Raw genomic sequence first — 18,920 nt, forward strand, 5'->3', positions numbered from 1 at the left:
ACCTGAGTTGGACGACAACTCAGGTGGCGGTTAAATTATATTTAAACTATTTAATTATATCTATTAGTTCTTTCTTAGATGCTGACCTTGCTGGTATCCAACCAAATACAATACCAATTAACGTTGAAACGCCGACAGCAAGTAAAATAGATCCTAGACTCACAACACTTTGAACCATATCAGGTGTAACGGCTTCTACAAGTTTAGAAATCAAGATACCTATGATTAAACCTATAATGCCACCGATTAGACATAGCACGATACTTTCTATTAAGAATTGTATTTCAATGTCTCGACCTTTAGCCCCAAATGCACGTCTTATCGCAATTTCTTCTGTACGTTCAGCGACTGAAATATACATAACATTCATCACACCTATACCAGCAATGAATAATGAAATTCCTGCTACTGCTGCAACAAAGTACGTAATGGCATCGAATACTTGTGTAATACTTTTCATGACTTCTTCCATATCTGAATACTGATAACTACCTTCGCTCATGCCCGAACCTCTTTTATTTAAGAGCTTAGCTGCCTTATTAGCGATTTCTTTTTTGTTATCATCGTTATCTACTTTTAATTCAAGTTGTGGAAGTTCCTGACTTAAGTCTCCCATATATCGATTGAATGTTTCGCTAGGCATATTGACTGTATTTTCATACATAGGATTATTGACAATACCTATAATTTTAAATCCTTGGTCATCTATAAATAACGTCTTGCCAATCGCGTCACCTTTGAACGCTTTTTTAGCGATTGTTTGATCGATTGTGACGACTTTTTCTTTCAATTCATTATCTGATTGTGTGAATCCTTTACCTTCAGATGCATTATCGACAAGGTCTTTTTTAAAGATATTGATGTCAGATTGCTTTTGTGAATTGGTCATTTTTGCTCCATAACTTTGACTGTCATCTTCTTTAATTTTAGCATCTGTGACACCGTCTATTTGTTTGACGAGCTCAATATCTTGTTTGTCGAATGGATTTTCTTTAGAGCCTTCCATATTTTCAGGCATGAAGCTAATCATAGCTTGTCCTTTACTCGCACCCGTATCTGCAAATTCATCAGATGCCGTCTTTTTAAAACCATTACCTAAAGACATAATGGTAATGACTGCAGCTATACCGATAATAATACCAATCATCGTAAAGATGTTACGGCGTTTATTCTTCATGATAGATTTGAGAGAGACTGATATGATATTCGGTAAGTTCTTCATTCTATCACCTCTTCTCGCTGAACACGGCCATCTAATATGTGTATCACGCGATCAGTTTGTTCAGCTACTTTACGATCATGCGTAACAATAATCATGGTTGTATTTTGTTCACGATTAAGTCGCACAAATAAATCCATAATATCTTTAGAAGTTTGAGAATCAAGCGCACCTGTTGGTTCATCAGCAATAATGAATTTAGGTTTATTGACAATCGAGCGCGCGATGGCGACACGTTGTTGTTGACCACCCGATAACTTATTCGGTACAAGATGTTTTTTATCTGCTATTCCAACGTCTTTTAAGACAGATTCAACACGTTGTTTACGTTCTTTTGAAGACATACCTGAATATAATAGGGGGATACTAACATTCTCCATAATCGTATTATTTTGTATCAATTTAAAATTTTGAAAGACAAAACCGACTGTTTTATTTCTAATAAAGGCAAGCTTATTATCTGAAACTTGTTGATAATTCTCATCATCAAACAGATATTCACCTGTGTACCCTCTATCTATAAACCCTAAAATATTAATTAGTGTACTTTTCCCAGAACCTGAAGGGCCCATAATCGCGATAAATTCACCTGTATCAATAGATATATTAATATCTTTCAATATATGATTTGTTTCTTCTCCGTTTTTAAAGTGTCGATTAACATTTACTAAATTAATCATGATGCTATATCAACCTTTTCACCATTATTTAATGTTTTCTTAGGTGAGATGATCAGTTTATCGCCAGATTTAAGTCCTTTCTCAACATAGATTTCACCGTTTTGTCGTTTAATATTAATATGTCGTTTATGAACTTTATGATTTTTATCGATAACAAATACATGATTGCCTTTTGTTAATACAGACTTAGGTAATTTAATCGTATCTAAAGGAATTTCTCCTTCAGTTGAGAAACCACTACGAACAGAAATGTCTAATTTACCAATCGTTACTTGATATTTAGAGTTGCCTTTACCAACACTTGGATTATTAGAAACAGGATTAGATGTCTGCGTTGTCTCACTTTCTGGATCTGCAGTATTCATCGATTCACTTTGGTTACTATCATCGTAACTTGTAGGTAATTCAGAAATCTTTGTCACTTTCCCTTTACCTTGTTCGCCAGTACTGTTCACCGTTACATTAACTGCATCGCCAACCTTAATTTTAGTAATATCAAATTCAGATACAGAAGTTTTGATTTGAGGTTCACTTGCGACTAATTTTAAAATCGCTTCACCACTGTTAGCGTCATTATCATTTTCCATTTCGACTTTACCATCAAATGAAGCATACATACTTTCGTTTACTTGACGATCGTACTGCGATAATTGCTTGTTAGATTCACTTAATGTATTTAAATCCTTAGATAAAGTGTTTTGTAAATCATTATTGTTCGGTTGCTGATTAATATTTTGGTAGTCTTGATCCACTTTGTTTTGTGCAGCATTTACTTTATCTTGTAAATCTTGGCGCTTTTGATCATTTACATTATAGTTAATCAATTGATCACCTTGTTTAACAGATTGACCATCTTCAACAACTGTACTCACAAATTCTCCTAGCTGATCATTATTGTTATAAGTTTTAATTTTAGTAGGTGCAGCCTTACCAGAAATACTTAAAGGAGATTCCTTTTTAACTTTATATGTATCATAACCATCTTTTTTATCGTCTGTGTCATTTGTCGTTTGTTTTACAATAAGCGCAACAACAACTAACAAAATGATAACGATAATCCCGATTATCCAAAATAATTTACGCTTCAACTTATTCCACTCCTATATATTTTTATTCTCACATGGGAAATGTTACCACAGTTAGGAACAATAAAAAATAATACTTATGAGATTTAAGAATATTAAATTTGTAATTAATTATTCATGGTTTTTTATGTAATTCACAAACAATAGTGGAATTATACATGAGTGATAGAGCGTAAAATTAAAAATATCCATAAAAAAGCACAAAAAAATAACCATCGCTAACTTTGGAAAAATCGATGGTTAAATGGTGAATCCCCCTTTTAAAGAAGGTGGGTAACACCTGTGAAATTGGTTTAGTACTAATTAGTAATAATCGCCATAAAAAATAATTGTTTTTAACTTTGGAGGTTTAAATGGTTATTTTTAACCTAATCAAAAATCCACCGTCTTTTTGACGGGCCACAGGCAACGTGTGACAGCACGTTACCTTTTTATGCATATATTATACAATAAATATAGACATTTTGTCTATAACAACCTAAAAATAATGTTACAAATAATGGGAAATTGGTATAATATAACAGAGCAAGTTAGATAGATGGTGGCTAATCTCTTAAATGAAGGGGTGATGCCTATGATAATGGTTTCAACTCCTAGAAAGGAGTAATATGACTGATTATGAAATACTAATGATTGTTATTTCGATCATTAGTTTAGTACTAATTAGTAACAATAACCATAAAAAATAACCATCGCTAACTTTGATCGGTTCGATGGTTAAATTTATTAAACTTTAACTTTTGAAACAGTCACCGTCTTTTTAACGGGCTCACAAGCAACGTGTTACAGCACGTTGTCTTTTTCATTTACATAATAGCATAATTTGGTATATTTTGTCTATTTCTGTTGAGTGATCATATGAATATTTAATTTGAGTAGTTCTTTAAGAAGTACATGAATATCATATTCTATGCAAAAATTAAATAACGATTATAAAATTTAAGAATATTAATTATATAATTAACTATTTTATTAATGCTTTATGAATGTTAACCTTAAATTATACAAAAAGCAAAGGAGTATAGTGATGAAACATTCAAATTTATTATTTGCACCAACTTTAAACAACTATAGAGAACGACCTAAGTGGTTGTTAAATATGATTTTGGTCATTATTTTATCAGTTGCTTCAATATGGATTACATCAATAACAACTGATCTTACTGCTGATTTAAAAGAAGCTGGATTAAGTGAAACTGAAATTGATCAAATGTCTACATTTACTACAGTATTTGCATACATAGGTGGTATTTTAGCACCAATTATAGGCATTGCTTTTTCATTTCTAATTTTTCTTATTATCTCAAAAATTATGAAATCTGATGTAAAAGCTTCAAGTTTATTTGCAGCTACAACATTTGTAAAATTAATTACAACAATCTTTAATCTCATCGTTATAGCTATTATAGCAATTGTAGGTTTAGATCCAGTTAAACACTCTATTACAAGTTTGGCAGTATTTAGCCAAAGTAATGATTATCTCGGTGTATTTGATTTATCAATATTATTAGCAGCATATTTATTTGGAGTTGTATTATATGCAACAAGTAGATTTAAAGGAAAGACAGCAGTAATATGGACTGTGATTTATCTTGTTGTCGTAATTGGAATAGGTTTAATTCAAGCAAGTATATAATGAATTGATCAATAAAGCCCGTTTTCAAGGAAACGGGCTTTAAATATTATTTATAATTTTTTAAGTAATACGCGCCACCTAAAAGGCCAACAGGAATTCCAAATAAAGGTGTGATTAAGACGCTTAAGACAAGAACTGCAACTAGTACAACTGCTATATTATAACCCGTTAATTCTAATTCAAGTAAATCGTTGAAACTTTTCTGAAGTAATTCTTTTACTTTCATGATTAACCCTCCATAGATAATTTATGTGAAATTATTCATTTTATATTATACCATCTCATATAATTACTGGTAAAATAGATGTCATTTTTATCTCTTTAATATATATGATTACCATAATTATATATAAAATGTTACATTTATATTATAAATAAATATATTATGAATATCATAAGTTTTTGAGAATTTAAAATAATATTAACAACGAAAGAGGTGTGTCACATGGGTTTTTATATAATGTTACTTTCATTTATATTAGGTTTAGTTATTGTAGTAGTTGGTATAAAACGTAGAAAAGAACATAATATTTATAAAGGATCTATAGTTGTTGGTGCGATTTTTATTATCTTTGCTATTTATTTAGGATGGCCAAAACAAAGAATAAAGTACTAAAGGGTGAATCTTTATGAAACAAATTATTTTATTAATATTAATAGCAGGTATACTTCCAGTTATCGCAACTAATTTAGAAGGAAGTTTAACCAATTTATCTCCAGTATTATGGGGAGTTTCAATATTTCTCTTTATAATAGCTGCATATAAAGTAGTAAAAAAGGTCATAAATTGAGGTGGCTCTTTTAAAAAACAAACGATACACTCTATAACTTTATCTCTTATTTAAGTGAAAAGTGTCAGAGTGTATCGTTAATTTATATTTACATATTTTGATTTTGAGCTTTTAACTTTTTAGAAGTGATGAGATTGACGATTAACCATACGAGTTGTGTTAAGAATGGAATGATAAAAAGTGTTGCCATGATACCGATAGAGAACCATTTTAATTCTGTTGTTTGCACAGCTCCAGTGGCATCGACTTCTCTAAACCATAAAAAGATTGAGAACATTAAAAATGCACCAACTTCAATGATTGTTAAAATCCACCACAATATCCATGATACTTTCATGAGAATGCCTCTTTTCAGTATATAATATATTAATTTAATATTATCATTTAAATATTAAATGGGCAATAAAGGGAAGAATGCTTGAATATATGATATGGTTTGAATAACATGTAGATAATAATATGAGTTTGAGGAGGGATATAGTGGTTAAGAATTTAATGGAATGGGTTGCGTCTATCGTTGTCGCTATTGTTGTGGCGTGGCTTATTACGACTTTTTTATTTAGTAGATATGAGGTGCATGGACAGTCTATGTATCCTACGTTTAATGATAAAGACAATTTGATTGTTAGTAAAATTTCGAAAACGCTTGGTACGATTGATAGAGGTGAGGTGATTATTTTTCATGCGAATGAAGAAAAGGATTATATTAAGAGATTAATTGGTGTACCTGGAGATACTGTCAGTTATAAGAACGATCAATTATATATCAATCATGAAAAAGTTGCAGAACCTTATTTAGATTTTAATAAGAAGCATAAGTTCACGGAATATTTAACGGAAAACTTTGATGTATCAGAAACAAAAAATTCTGAAGGTGAAAAAGTAATTCCAGAAGGTAAATATTTAGTCCTCGGTGATAATCGTTTGAATAGTAACGATAGTCGTCAAGATGTTGGGCTCATTACCGACGAACAAATTGTAGGAAAAGCTAAAATAAGAATTTTACCAACGAATAATATGAAATATGACTTTTACGCTGATTCGTTTGATCATGTAAATGAGAATTGATTGGAACAATATGCTAAACTTTAATTAACTGCATGTAGACTTTATAGAATAGGATGAGGCTAATGTCATTTGAGATTGAGACTTTAGATAAAGAGAAGAATATAGATTTGATTACAATCTATGATGAGCGTTCAAAGGTTCAATTCACGAATTTTGGTATGCGGATTGTCGATTGGAAAATTGATGGTAGATCCGTTATCCTTGGTCCGACTGAAAGCGATGATTTAATAGAATATTATGAGCAAAATCCTTATTTCTTTGGTGCGACTGTTGCAAGATATGGTGGCAGAATTGAAAATGGTCAGTTTGTATTAAATGGTGAATCCTATCAGCTTGAACAAAATGATGGTGTGCATAATTTACATGGTGGCTCTAACGGTTTATATACTCAAGTATGTGATTATGACATTGTTAATGAAGATGATGTTGTCCGTATTGTATATCATGTAGAATTGAAACATTCAATTGATCATTTCCCAGGTGATATTGATATGACCGTAACACATCAATATGATTTAACGAATTTGAAGTGGTCGATTATATATGAAGCAACGAGTACTGAAGATACTTTATTAAATCCGATGAATCATGTGTATTTTAATTTGAATGAAACAAATGCATCTATTGAAAACCATCAACTTCATCATAACGTTCAATTATATCCGCTTAAAGATAATCAAATTGTAGAATCTCTCGATACAGAGAATATTAATGTAGAAATTGGTAAAGAAAGTATAACTTTTAAAGAATTATTTGAAAGTGGATTACAACAAATCAATCAATTTAATGGTATCGATCATCCAGTGACATTAGAAGATGGCACTTTCAAAGTGTCGAATGATGAATTGGAACTTGAAATGACGACTGATCAGAATGACGTTGTCATATTTACATTGAACGATGTAGATTGGAATGATCTCAAAGACTCTATTAATGTACATGGTGGCTTCACATTAGAAACGCAATCACTACCTAATGATATTAATTTATTAAATGAAGCAGCACCATCAATTTTAAGAAAAAGCGACACATTTAATAGTGTCACAAGTTATCAAATCAATTATAAGAAATAGTTTATATAATAGAAGACAATCATACTTTCATGACCAATCTTGTTTAGAAGCGTTGGTTATGAAAGTATTTTTTATGTCTTATTTATCAATGACTTTCATAAATAATGTCTTTTAATTTTAAAATAGCAGGTTCGATATCTTCTCGATTTATTTTCGCAAATCCAATAATAAGTGTCTTAAATGGTGTGTTTTCAGGTTCATCAGCCATGAAACGTCTAATCGTATATAATTCTATATCGTGGTCATGCGCCTTTTGTTCAATCTCTTGGTAACTTAAGTCTGTCTTAATATTAATTAGAAAATGCAGTCCTGCCTCCATGTCGTAAATCGAGACGTCTTCTTTAAATGCCCTTTTTAATACTTTTAGAAAAAGCTCTCTCTTTTCAGTATAAGTATGATGCATTTTACGAATATATTTCTCATAGTTTCCGGATTTAATAAATAAATGTAGGGCGTAGGCATTTATTAAGCTTAAATCTGTAATGGATGTATCTGTTATCGCATCGAATTTATATAAGAGTGAATAGGGTAAGACCATATAACTTATTCTCAAACTTGGCATTAATGTCTTCGCGAATGTACCTAAATATATGACACGTTCATTCTTATCTAAACTATACAATGAAGGAATATTGTCTGTTCCATATTTATATTCACTATCATAATCGTCTTCTATAATATATTTATTATGTTCCGTTACCCAGTTGAGTAATTCAATTCTTCTTGAAATCGGCATTATGGTACCTGTTGGAAATGGATGAGAAGGTGTTGTCACGACAAAATCAGGCTTTGCCTCTTTAACATGTTCAACAGATAACCCTTTGTTGTCTAGCGGAATATTAACGACATCCTGTCCCATGCCGATCAATAGCTTTCTCATTCGTGAATACCCAGGATTTTCGATAGCAATTTTTTGATTGTTTGAAAATGCTTTGAATAAACTGCTCAATAAGTTCGCTGTCCCTGATCCGACAATGATTTGTTCAGGGTAACAGACGACACCTCTTTTTGTATGAAATCAATTGAGCGATTGATTTTCTTAGCTCAAGCGGTCCTTTATATACAGGGATTTCTGACATTTCATGCTTGAAAAGGTGAAAAGCTTCTTTCACATATTTTGACCATAAGTCTATTGGAAATTGTGAGATGTCTGTTGTCATATGCGATAAAGAATAACGATATGAAGATTTAATTTGAGTTGGGTTATTGTTTAAAGGTTGCGTAATATGTTGATCTTGAATGATTAACTTATTTAATGCTTCAACAAAGTATCCTTGTCTTTCCTTTGTATAAATATAGCCCTCAGCGAAAAGTTGTTCATAAGCATTCTTAACAGTGTTAATACTGACATTTAAATCAATTGAAAGTTGTCTTTTAGATGGTAATTTTTCATGACTGTTATATTTCTGAGAGAGTATATCTTGTTTTAATTTGAGATAAATTTCTCTATATTTGTAAGTTTGAGTCATATCGTTCGCCCCTCTGGTACTATTAAAAATTAAAAACTGGTACTTTTCATTATACCAATCTTTTTTTAATATGTACTAAATAAACAATAGGAGGGATTTTGATGGGTAAGACTCAAGAACAATTAGAATCTTTACGTAACGAATATGTAGCAAGAGGTGTCAGTAATGGTAATACACATATTGCTGATTTTGCAAAAGGGGCAACAGTTACAGATAAAGACGGTAAAGAGTGGATTGACTTTGCAGGAGCAATTGGTACGTTAAACGTTGGTCATTCACATCCTAAAATAACTGAACATTTAAAAAACGAGCTTGAAAGATTTATTTTACCTGGTTTCAATGTCATTATGTATGAAAGTTATATTAAATTAGCAGAGAAATTAGCAGAAATTACACCAGGTGACCATAAAAAGAAAACAGTATTACTAAATTCTGGTGCAGAAGCAGTAGAAAACGCTGTGAAAATCGCTAGAAAATATACAGGTAGACAGCAAGTTGTATCATTTATTAGAGGCTTCCACGGAAGAACAAATTTAACAATGTCTATGACAAGTAAGGTAAGACCATACAAATTTGGATTTGGCCCATTTGCACCAGAAGTATATCAAGCACCATATCCTTATTTAGCAGATAAACCTGAAGGATTAAGTGATGAGGCATACATAGATTCAGTCATTAAAGATTTGAAGAATTTCTTTATCGCAACAGTGGACCCTTCAGAAGTGGCATGTGTAGTTATTGAGCCAGTACAAGGTGAAGGTGGATTTATCATTCCAGATAAGAAATTTATTCATGCATTAAAAGACATTTGTGAAGAACATGGTATCGTATTTATTGCAGATGAAATTCAAACCGGCTTTGCACGTACTGGTAAGACATTTGCAATTGAGCATTTTGATGTTATTCCAGATTTAATGACTGTATCAAAATCTCTAGCAGCAGGATTCCCATTAAGTGGCGTTGTAGGACGTAGTGAAATTATCGACAGCCCAAATCCAGGTGAAATTGGTGGTACATATGCAGGAAATCCACTTGCATGTGAAGCGGCATTAAAAGTAATTGAAATTATTGAAGAAGAAAACTTAAATGCTAAAGCTGAACAACTTGGTACAACAATTCAATCAAGATTAGAAGCATTTAAATTAGAACATTCATTTATAGGAGATATTCGTAGATTAGGCGCAATGGTCGCAATGGAAATTGTCGATCCAGAAACGCAATCACCTGATAAAGTTAAAGCGTCACAAATCGTTAAAGCAGCAAATGAAAATGGTTTATTATTATTATCAGCTGGTATTAACGGAAATGTGATTCGATTTTTAGCACCGTTAGTCATTACAGATCAAGAATTAAACAAAGGATTATCAATCTTAGAATCTAGTCTTTAAGAAATTTGACCAATAAAAATGGGGTATAATTATGAATTCTCAATTTAATAAATCAATGAACATAGCAGACGTACTATTTCTCGCGATTGGCGCCATGCTTGGATGGGGCTGGGTTGTTCTTTCGGGAGAATGGATTTCACAAGCAGGATTTCTAGGTAGTATTATCGCATTTGTAATTGGTGGATTATTAGTAATTTTTATTGGATTAACATACGCAGAGATTGCCTCTGCAATTCCTGAAACAGGTGGCGGATTTGTCTTCGTTAAGAAAGCATTTAGTCCTGGCGTAGCATTTATATCTGGTTGGTCAGTGCTATTTGGCTATGTATCTGTTATTACTTTTGAAGCAGTCGCATTGCCAACTGTTATAGACTATGTCATACCATTTGAACATTCTGGTTTATTATGGAATTTAGCTGGCTGGGATGTTTACTTAACTTGGGTACTCATCGGTTGGTAGTGACCCCCAAAGTTAGAGTTTCCATTATGCTATTAATTGGCTGGATTGAGTTCGGTATTGTACTGGACTTCGTCCAGCCAATTTTAATTTCAAACGTTCATTGTTATACCAATAGATGTAATCCTCAATTCTTCTTTTTAATGTTTCATAGTTAACAAGTTCTTCTCCATGATACATTTCCTGCTTCATGATGCCAAAGAAATTCTCCATAGAAGCATTATCCGCACACGTCGCTTTACGTGACATACTTTGATAAATCCTTTGTTCCGATAATCTTCTAATCCATGCATTATGCTGATAATGCCAACCTTGATCAGAATGTATCGTCGTACGATATGGTGCTTCATGCTTAATGATTGTAACTGCTTTATCCAATGATTGAAGTACTAAGTCTAATGTTGGTCTTCTGGATATACCATAAGAAATGATTTCCCCATTGTATAAATCCATAATAGGGATGAGATATAATTTTTGTTCTTCAGCACATTTAAATTCAGTGATATCTGTCACTAATTTTTGAAGTCGAATAGATGTATGGAATCTACGATTCAAGCGATTTTCAGCCACTTTACCAACTGTACCTTTGTATGATTGATAGCGTGATTTACGTGTGAATTTTTGACATTTTAATCCTAGTTCTCGCATAATTCGTTGTACTTTCTTATGGTTAATGAGATAACCTTGATTTCTCAAAGCTAAATATATACGACGATAGCCGTATTTACCGTTGTGTTTTTGAAAAAGTTCAATGATCTTTTTCTTCCAACCTTTATCTAAATCTTCCTTTTGTAATTGTTTGGCATGGTAATGATAGGTTGCTTCTGGTATACCAACCTTTACTAAGATATCTTTTAATTTGAATCCTTCTTCTTTGAGTTCGAATGCCACTGCTGCTTGTGCTTTTCTAGAAAGGCACTCGGATTCTCTCGAAAAGCGTTCAACTTTTTTAAATAAGCATTCTCTAATCGAAGATTTTCATTTTCTAGCTCTAACTCTTTTTCTCGTGATAGGTTTTGATTAGATTTCTTCTGTTTCTTCTTTTTCATGGGAGGTCGTCCTTTCGGCTTTTCGAGTCCTTCCACACCTTCTTTGTCATATATCTTTTTCCAGCGCACAATAATAGATGGGGTATTTAGGCCAAATTTAATCGCTGTATCTTGGAAGGAATCGCCTGTTCTTTTCATATAGTTTAATACATTTATTTTGAATGTAACAGAATAAACTGTCTTTTTCTGTTTCTTTTTAATGCCATCTACACCGAATGATTGAAAGGCTTTTACCCATGTTCGTATAATAATTTTATCAGGTATATTATATTTTTTAGCTAATTTTCGATAACCATAATGGCCATCTAGATAATCTCTTACAACTTTCAACTTAAATTCATCACTATATTTTGTCATATTAAAACACCCCCTAAAGTTAGTTTTTTTACTCTAACTTTAGGGGTGCAGTACCGTTCTATAGGTAGTGTTATATTAACATCATTAAACTACTTTGGCGTTAAACCAGCTGCAGTTATGCAGACTGTTTTTACAATATTTATTGTAGGCGTAGGTTTATTATTATTCTTTGGTGCAGGTTTCAATGGTGACTTTACACATCTTAAACCATTATTTAATGGTGGTGTAGGTGGGACAATGTCTGTTCTGATCATGATTCCATTCTTATTTGTAGGGTTCGATGTTATTCCACAAATAGCTGAAAAAGTAAAAGCACCTTCTAAAAAAATAGGTGGTATTTTAGTTATCTCTATTATAGCATCGGTTATCTTCTATTTATTAATTGTGTTTGGTGTTGCGACTGGTTTAACACCAAGTCAATTAAGTACAAGTGAATTAGCTACGGCAGATGCAATGGTGAATTTATTTGGATCAAGTGGATTTGGTATATTACTCGTATTAGGTGGAATTGCTGGTATTATCACAAGTTGGAATGCATTTATTATCGGTGGTAGTCGTATTTTATATGCGATGGCGAAAAATAATATGATTCCTAAGTGGTTTGCATACATTCACCCTAAATACAAAACACCAACACACGGTATTATATTCCTTGGTGTATTAGCATTTGTTGCACCATTATTAGGTCGTCCTGCATTAGTATGGATTGTTGATGCTGGTGGAATCGGTGTTTTATTAGGTTATTTCTTAGTTGCTTGTGCATTTTTGAAATTAAGAAAAAGTGAACCTAATTTAGAAAGACCATATCGTATTAAAAGTGGTAAAGTAGTCGGTTGGATTGCTGTTATTTTAAGTATTGCATTTATCGCAATTTATTTACCAGGAATGCCTTCATCACTTATTTGGCCACATGAATGGATTATCGTATTCGTATGGTATGGCATAGCAGCAGTATTATATTTAACTAAATCAAAAGGGGATGAAGTATTTGAAACAGCTAAAAGTATACAATCCAGCAACGAATGAAGTCGTTAAGTCGATTCCTTATACTTCTGAAGAAGAAGCCATTCAACAAATTGATAAAGCGCAAGTTGCATATGAATCATGGCGTGAAAAAGACGCACATGAACGTTCATCTCTTTTATTAAAATGGTATCAATTAATTGATGAACATAAAGAAGAATTAGCGGAATTAATTACATTAGAGAATGGTAAACCTTATAAAGAAGCATTAGGCGAAGTTGCCTATGCGAATAGTTACATTCAATGGTATCAAGAAGAAGCAAAACGTATTTATGGTAAGACAATACCTGCTAATCAAAAAGGTAAAAAGATTATCACTGATCCGTTCCCTGTAGGTGTTGTTGGTGCAATCACACCTTGGAATTTCCCAGCAGCAATGATTGCGAGAAAAATGGCGCCAGCATTAGCAGCAGGTTGTACAATTGTTTGTAAACCAGCTTTAGAAACACCATTAACGACGATAAGAATGGTTGAATTGGCACATGAAGCAGGTATTCCTGAAGAAGCCATTCAATATGTTGTATTAAGCGGTAAAGACGCAGGTAGAATATTTACTGAAAGTCCAATTATACAGAAGATAACATTCACAGGATCTACACCAGTCGGTAAACATTTAATAAAAGATTCTGCAAATACAGTTAAAAATGTCACGATGGAATTAGGTGGATTAGCACCAGTTATTGTTCATAAAGATGCAGATATTGAATTAGCAGTTGATCAAACAATAGCGACTAAATTTAGAAATTCAGGTCAAACTTGTATAAGCGCAAATAGAATTTATGTACACCAAGATATAGAAGAAGCTTATACAGAACGTTTAACTGAAAAAGTAAATGCATTAAATGTAGGAAATGGCTTAGAAGAAGGCGTTGAAATGGGTCCACTCATTAATCAACAAGCTGTAGATAAAGTTATTGACCAAATTGAAGATGCTGTTCAAAATGGTGGAGAATTGTCATTACCATTAGAACAATTAAAATTAGGTGGAAATTTCTTAAAGCCAGTCGTTATTAGACAAGCAAATCTTGAAATGAAAGTGATGCACGAAGAAACATTCGGACCAATCGCAGCAGTCATGGCATACGAAGACTTAGATGAAGTTATTAAAGTTGCCAATGATACAGAATATGGTTTAGCGGCTTATTTCTTCACGAATGACTATCGTACAGGCTTTGACATTTATAAGAAGCTTGATTTCGGTGTGATAGGTTGGAATGATGGTGCGCCATCAGCAGCGCATGCGCCATTTGGAGGATTTAAAGAAAGTGGATATGGTCGTGAAGGCGGTATCGAAGGTATCGAGCCTTATTTAGAAACTAAATATTTATCAATCGGTAATATGTAATAAATGAACCCCCTAAAAGTGACCACTTTTAGGGGGTTCTCATATGTATCTATTTCTAGAATACATTTTTAAATACTATGATATTATCTAATGTCTTTGACAATTTGACCGTCTATGGAAACGACTTTAATGTTATTTGGATCTCTTAATACTTTGATGTCTTCTAAAGGATTTTGATCTAGTATAATGAAGTCTGCTTTCTTGCCTACTTCAATTGTACCTAAGTCTTCGTCATAACCTAAACATTCAGCAGCTGTCTTAGTAGACGAAACAATGGCTTCCATTTCTGTCATGCCGTGTTCAACCATAAGTTCTAATTCTCTTAAATTAGTTCCATGTTTGAATACACCTGCATCTGTACCCATTGCTATTTTCACACCAGCATGATGTGCTTTCTTAAAGCTATCAATATGGTCTTGCATAACTTGTTTAGATTTCTTAATAGAATTTTCACTCATACCTAATTCTTCAGCGAATTCTATAACAGAAAGAGGTGCGAGTAATGTAGGTACGAGATACATTTCTTTTTCTTTCATTAATTGAACTGCTTCATCATCTAAATATATACCATGCTCAATTGAGTGAATGCCTGCTTCTATACATTGTTTAACACCTTGCAACCCTTGAGCATGCGCCATAACTTTTCGATTATTTCTAAATTGCGCTTCTTCTACAATGACTTTTAATTCTTCTAATGAGAATTGCGTATAATCTGGATGGTCAGTTGCACTTGTTACACCACCCGTTGCATGTACTTTTAATACATCAGCACCAGCTCTTAACATTTCGCGTGCTTTTTTACGAACTTCATTCACACCATCACATATGCCACTCGGTAAACCAGGATAGCCATCTTGCAAAATAGGTAGTTGTATACCGGATTTAGTATAACTGTCCCCATGACCACCTGTAATGGTTAATGCGTTGACACTTATCTGTAAACGCGGTCCGAGTATTAAACCATCATTCACAGCTTCTTTTAAACCTAAATCTGCTCCTAAAGCATCTCGAACGGTTGTAACACCTGCATCAACTGTTCGTTTTAAATGATCAATTGCTTTGTAGAAGTTATATGAAAAAGGTGTCGCTAATCTTCTCTCTAAAGGTTCCATTTCCAACATAACATGAACATGACTATCAATCATGCCTGGTAATAGATATTGACCATTTCCTTCTATTATATTATCTCCATTTAAATGAGTACCAATTTCAGAAATGACATTATTTTCAACTTTTATATCAACACCTCGTTGAATGTCTTTTCCAGTACCGTCTATTAAATTGATGTTTTTTATAATCATATCTATGTCCTCCTCAATTACTTAATAAAGTTCATTAATATAGATGTTAAAATAACGGATGCAACTGTAACTGTTGTAAACCCACCAATAATCATTGGGCTCAATAACTCATTAAATACATCTTCTCTGTCTTCCTCATTATCAGTAACAGATCGACTGACTTCTTCACATAAAATAAAATCACCTGGGAAACCATACAATGCGGTTAAAGCAACTGGCAATGCTTTAGTTGGTTTCCAACCAATTAATTTAGCACCGATAAATCCACCAATTAAAATACCAATTGTACCTATAACAAGAATGGATAAAATAGCAGGTAGGTATTCCCATAAATCATGTGGTTTAATGCCGCCCATAGAACCGATAACGATTAAAATGATAATAACCATCATAATTGTGAATGATTGATTACGTTCCAGTTCTTTTTGTTCAAACAAGCTAATTTTCAAACCGATAACACCAAATAATAAACTGATGAGTGTGAAGTGAATGCCTGTTACTTCACCAATCATGAAAGCAATACTTGCTAAGAAGAACATAATAAAGAGTCTGATAACATTGTTTTGAAGTAACGGATTCTTATTAAATATCGTTTCTTTCTTAGGTTCATTTTTGTTAGAAATATTAGCGACATTTTTGTCTGAATGTCTATTTGCTAAGTAATATTTTGAATAGCGTTTCATAAGAATAGAACTTAATGGCATACCGATAACACCTTGAAGTGCTTGCACGATAGCTGGTAAAACAATGAGATTGGCCAATCCTAAATCTTGAAGTTTTTCGACTGTGATGAGCAGCGCGACGATACCTCCAGCAATAGGTCCAACTCCTGAAGCGGCAGTACGGAAATCAAATAGGAGTGTAACGAAGACTAATATTAAGGTTGTAGAACCCAAAATACCTAATATTGATATAACAACTGCTTTCCATTGTGATTTAAGTATATGAAGCGGCATCATTGTACCCATATGCATGATAACTGGTGCAATAATAAGCGCGCCTAGCGAAGGTAAAATGGCATTATCTAATATCTTTTCAGGTAAGACGCCTGCCCATGATAAAAGCAAATAACTGACCATTGCCGTTAATAACATTGGTACACGAGCCTTTGTAAGATAAGATATAATTTCCCCGAGAACGATTAATGCGAATAGTATTGTTGCTGAAATAAGCGGTTCACTAACCATTAGCATTCCCTCCTTTTTAAAGTTAATAGTCAAACTTTAGCATATCTAAATCAAGAAGTTAATAGTATTTTCTAAAAATTTAGAATATATAGATAAATATTACACTATTAATTGCATTCAATATATAACAAGAATTTAAATATTATTCGATGGTATATAACATTTGTTCAATAAAAAAACAGTAAACATGTCATATGACGATGTTTACTGTTTATAAGATTTATTCATTTGAAGTAGATTGCTTGCGTTGATTCAAATAATAAACTACAAGCAATAGTATAATCCATAAAGGTGAGTACATTAGTGCTGTACGTGTATCATTTGCAAAGAACAAAATAACTAATACAAATACAAAGAATATTAATGCAAGATATGATCCAATCACACCGAATGGATTTTTGAATTTAGATTTTTCGTGTAAAGATTTGTCTTCTCTTCTAAATTTGATATAACAAATTAAAATGATAGACCAAATAAAAATAAAGAATATCGTAGCTAATGTCGTAACGAGTGTAAATACGTCATCTGGTATAAAATAATTTAATATCGCAGCGAAGAATAATACAACACCTGAGAATATCAATGCCGGATAAGGGACACCACGTTTATTTGTCTTGCTTAACCCTTCAGGCGCATGACCCGTTTGACCTAAACCATAAACCATACGACTATTACTGAATAATCCACTGTTTGCAGCACTTGCAGCTGAAGTTAACACAACAAAGTTAACAATACCTGCAGCAGCTGGAATACCAGCTAATACAAATAAATTAACAAAAGGACTTTCAGCAGGATCAATTTTATTCCATGGTGTAATACTCATAATGATTAATAAACTTAATACATAGAAAATTAAAATACGAATACCGATAGAATTAACCGCTTTAGGTAAATTCTTTTCAGGATCTTTCGTTTCACGAGCTGTAACACCTACAAGTTCAATTCCTACAAAGCTAAATACCGCCATTTGAAATGCCAGTAAGAAGCCCATAGTACCATTTGGGAAGAAACCATTATGGCTATATAAATTATGAAATCCAGATTGAATACCAGTGCTAGATTTAAAGCCATTAAATATCATCCATAAACCAATGACAATTAATAATATAATGGCGATAATTTTAATAAGTGCGAACCAAAATTCGACCTCACCAAATAATTTTACAGTCATAAGATTTAAACCTAAGAGTATAACAACAGTCGCAATTGCAGAAACATATGCAGGAACATCAGGATACCAAAACTGAATATACTTAGCCACAGCCGTAATATCCGCTATTCCCGTTGCAACCCAACAAAACCAATACGTCCATCCAGTTAAAAACCCGAATAAAGGACCTAAGTAATGTTCAGCAATATCAATGAAAGAATTGTAGTTACTATTTGAAAGTAATAATTCCCCTAAAGCTCTCATCATAATAAATAAGAAAAAACCAATAATAATATAAACTAATAAAATAGATGGACCCGCTAGTGAAATACTCTTACCAGCCCCAAGAAAAAGACCGGTACCAATCGCGCCACCAATAGCAATTAACTGAATATGCCGGTTAGACATACTTCTTTGTAACTCATGATTTTCCATTTTTAATTCGCTCTCCTTAAACACAATAAAACGTATGTAAACAATAAGATTTATAAAACAATATAAAAAGCATTATACTACGATTATTTGTATTTTGCATATTAATATAAATAAATGTTTTTAAATGTAAGACAAAGGTGAGGATACATAACATGATGAGTAATGTAAGTTTACTCATTTTTTGTACTTATAATTATTTGATATAGA

Annotated in this window: 19 protein-coding genes and 2 pseudogenes; 9 read left to right on the forward strand and 12 right to left on the reverse strand. The window is 32.6% G+C overall.

The annotated features are described in order from the left end of the window. Positions 1–46 precede the first annotated feature (46 nt). Genes MUA60_RS02280 through MUA60_RS02290 form a run of 3 tightly spaced genes read right to left on the reverse strand, consistent with a single transcriptional unit; the run spans position 47 to position 2,987 of the window. Positions 47–1,222, reverse strand: a complete 1,176-nt coding sequence (locus tag MUA60_RS02280; protein WP_262649463.1) for an ABC transporter permease — start codon at positions 1,220–1,222, stop codon at positions 47–49. After that, positions 1,219–1,899 carry an ABC transporter ATP-binding protein gene (locus tag MUA60_RS02285; RefSeq protein WP_262649465.1) on the reverse strand — a complete coding sequence of 227 codons (681 nt, stop codon included), beginning with the start codon at positions 1,897–1,899 and terminating at the stop codon, positions 1,219–1,221. Before MUA60_RS02285 ends, MUA60_RS02280 begins: the two co-directional genes overlap by 4 nt. Then, positions 1,896–2,987 carry an efflux RND transporter periplasmic adaptor subunit gene (locus MUA60_RS02290; RefSeq protein ID WP_262649466.1) on the reverse strand — a complete coding sequence of 364 codons (1,092 nt, stop codon included), beginning with the start codon at positions 2,985–2,987 and terminating at the stop codon, positions 1,896–1,898. Before MUA60_RS02290 ends, MUA60_RS02285 begins: the two co-directional genes overlap by 4 nt. A gap of 1,024 nt (positions 2,988–4,011) precedes the next feature. Between MUA60_RS02290 and MUA60_RS02295 the strand changes: the two genes are divergently transcribed. Then, complete coding sequence (locus tag MUA60_RS02295; protein ID WP_262649468.1) at positions 4,012–4,620, forward strand: YIP1 family protein; 609 nt, start codon at positions 4,012–4,014, stop codon at positions 4,618–4,620. Positions 4,621–4,666: 46 nt separating this feature from the next. On the opposite strand, the gene MUA60_RS02300 is transcribed toward MUA60_RS02295, so the two are convergent. Then, positions 4,667–4,846 (reverse strand): VraH family peptide resistance protein, encoded by a 180-nt coding sequence (locus tag MUA60_RS02300; RefSeq protein WP_262649469.1) that lies wholly within the window; start codon positions 4,844–4,846, stop codon positions 4,667–4,669. Between the two features lie 219 nt (positions 4,847–5,065). On the opposite strand from MUA60_RS02300, the gene MUA60_RS02305 reads away from it, so the two are divergent. Together MUA60_RS02305 and MUA60_RS02310 are read left to right on the forward strand one after the other, a co-directional pair. Continuing rightward, on the forward strand, positions 5,066–5,236 hold the full coding sequence (locus MUA60_RS02305; RefSeq protein WP_262649471.1) for a hypothetical protein: 171 nt from the start codon (positions 5,066–5,068) through the stop codon (positions 5,234–5,236). A 13-nt stretch (positions 5,237–5,249) separates the two neighbouring features. Then, on the forward strand, positions 5,250–5,411 hold the full coding sequence (locus MUA60_RS02310; RefSeq protein ID WP_262649473.1) for a hypothetical protein: 162 nt from the start codon (positions 5,250–5,252) through the stop codon (positions 5,409–5,411). 88 nt (positions 5,412–5,499) lie between these two features. Here MUA60_RS02310 and MUA60_RS02315 read toward each other — a convergent pair whose 3' ends face one another. After that, on the reverse strand, positions 5,500–5,748 hold the full coding sequence (locus tag MUA60_RS02315; RefSeq protein WP_049319524.1) for a DUF3923 family protein: 249 nt from the start codon (positions 5,746–5,748) through the stop codon (positions 5,500–5,502). 143 nt (positions 5,749–5,891) lie between these two features. Between MUA60_RS02315 and lepB the strand changes: the two genes are divergently transcribed. Both lepB and MUA60_RS02325 read left to right on the forward strand, forming a co-directional pair. Continuing rightward, complete coding sequence (gene lepB, locus MUA60_RS02320; RefSeq protein ID WP_262649474.1) at positions 5,892–6,479, forward strand: signal peptidase I; 588 nt, start codon at positions 5,892–5,894, stop codon at positions 6,477–6,479. Between the two features lie 62 nt (positions 6,480–6,541). Further along, positions 6,542–7,552, forward strand: coding sequence for an aldose epimerase family protein (locus tag MUA60_RS02325; protein WP_049319526.1), 1,011 nt, complete (start codon positions 6,542–6,544; stop codon positions 7,550–7,552). Positions 7,553–7,637: 85 nt separating this feature from the next. On the opposite strand, the gene MUA60_RS02330 is transcribed toward MUA60_RS02325, so the two are convergent. Continuing rightward, a complete protein-coding gene (locus MUA60_RS02330; RefSeq protein WP_458256609.1) occupies positions 7,638–8,531 on the reverse strand; it encodes an aminotransferase-like domain-containing protein in 894 nt (297 codons plus the stop codon). Between the two features lie 4 nt (positions 8,532–8,535). Next, positions 8,536–9,021, reverse strand: a complete 486-nt coding sequence (locus tag MUA60_RS02335) for a GntR family transcriptional regulator (RefSeq protein ID WP_262649484.1) — start codon at positions 9,019–9,021, stop codon at positions 8,536–8,538. A gap of 101 nt (positions 9,022–9,122) precedes the next feature. Between MUA60_RS02335 and gabT the strand changes: the two genes are divergently transcribed. Next, a complete protein-coding gene (gabT, locus tag MUA60_RS02340) occupies positions 9,123–10,409 on the forward strand; it encodes a 4-aminobutyrate--2-oxoglutarate transaminase (protein WP_262649485.1) in 1,287 nt (428 codons plus the stop codon). Between the two features lie 31 nt (positions 10,410–10,440). Continuing rightward, positions 10,441–10,863 (forward strand): annotated as a pseudogene (locus tag MUA60_RS02345) (amino acid permease); the annotation flags it as partial. A 30-nt stretch (positions 10,864–10,893) separates the two neighbouring features. Here the strand turns inward: MUA60_RS02345 and MUA60_RS02350 are convergent. Together MUA60_RS02350 and MUA60_RS02355 are read right to left on the reverse strand one after the other, a co-directional pair. Next, positions 10,894–11,757 (reverse strand): IS3 family transposase, encoded by an 864-nt coding sequence (locus MUA60_RS02350; protein WP_262649487.1) that lies wholly within the window; start codon positions 11,755–11,757, stop codon positions 10,894–10,896. Beyond that, positions 11,721–12,272, reverse strand: a complete 552-nt coding sequence (locus tag MUA60_RS02355; RefSeq protein ID WP_025907016.1) for a helix-turn-helix domain-containing protein — start codon at positions 12,270–12,272, stop codon at positions 11,721–11,723. Before MUA60_RS02355 ends, MUA60_RS02350 begins: the two co-directional genes overlap by 37 nt. A gap of 57 nt (positions 12,273–12,329) precedes the next feature. Between MUA60_RS02355 and MUA60_RS02360 the strand changes: the two are divergent. Together MUA60_RS02360 and MUA60_RS02365 are read left to right on the forward strand one after the other, a co-directional pair. Then, positions 12,330–13,298: pseudogene (locus tag MUA60_RS02360) on the forward strand (APC family permease); the annotation flags it as partial. Then, the gene (locus tag MUA60_RS02365) at positions 13,261–14,640 is read left to right on the forward strand and encodes an NAD-dependent succinate-semialdehyde dehydrogenase (protein WP_049319530.1); all 1,380 of its coding nucleotides are present in this window, start codon (positions 13,261–13,263) and stop codon (positions 14,638–14,640) included. The pseudogene MUA60_RS02360 and the gene MUA60_RS02365, both read left to right, overlap by 38 nt. Before the next feature lie 83 nt (positions 14,641–14,723). On the opposite strand, the gene MUA60_RS02370 is transcribed toward MUA60_RS02365, so the two are convergent. The 3 genes from MUA60_RS02370 to MUA60_RS02380 all read right to left on the reverse strand — a co-directional run bounded on the left by MUA60_RS02370 (position 14,724) and on the right by MUA60_RS02380 (position 18,713). After that, positions 14,724–15,941, reverse strand: coding sequence for a metal-dependent hydrolase family protein (locus tag MUA60_RS02370; RefSeq protein ID WP_262649490.1), 1,218 nt, complete (start codon positions 15,939–15,941; stop codon positions 14,724–14,726). Positions 15,942–15,958: 17 nt separating this feature from the next. After that, complete coding sequence (locus tag MUA60_RS02375; protein WP_262649492.1) at positions 15,959–17,128, reverse strand: hypothetical protein; 1,170 nt, start codon at positions 17,126–17,128, stop codon at positions 15,959–15,961. Positions 17,129–17,348: 220 nt separating this feature from the next. Then, a complete protein-coding gene (locus MUA60_RS02380; protein ID WP_070372930.1) occupies positions 17,349–18,713 on the reverse strand; it encodes an amino acid permease in 1,365 nt (454 codons plus the stop codon). Between the last annotated feature and the right edge of the window lie 207 nt (positions 18,714–18,920).

The sequence above is a fragment of the Mammaliicoccus sciuri genome (assembly GCF_025561425.1).
GTDB lineage: Bacteria > Bacillota > Bacilli > Staphylococcales > Staphylococcaceae > Mammaliicoccus > Mammaliicoccus sciuri_A.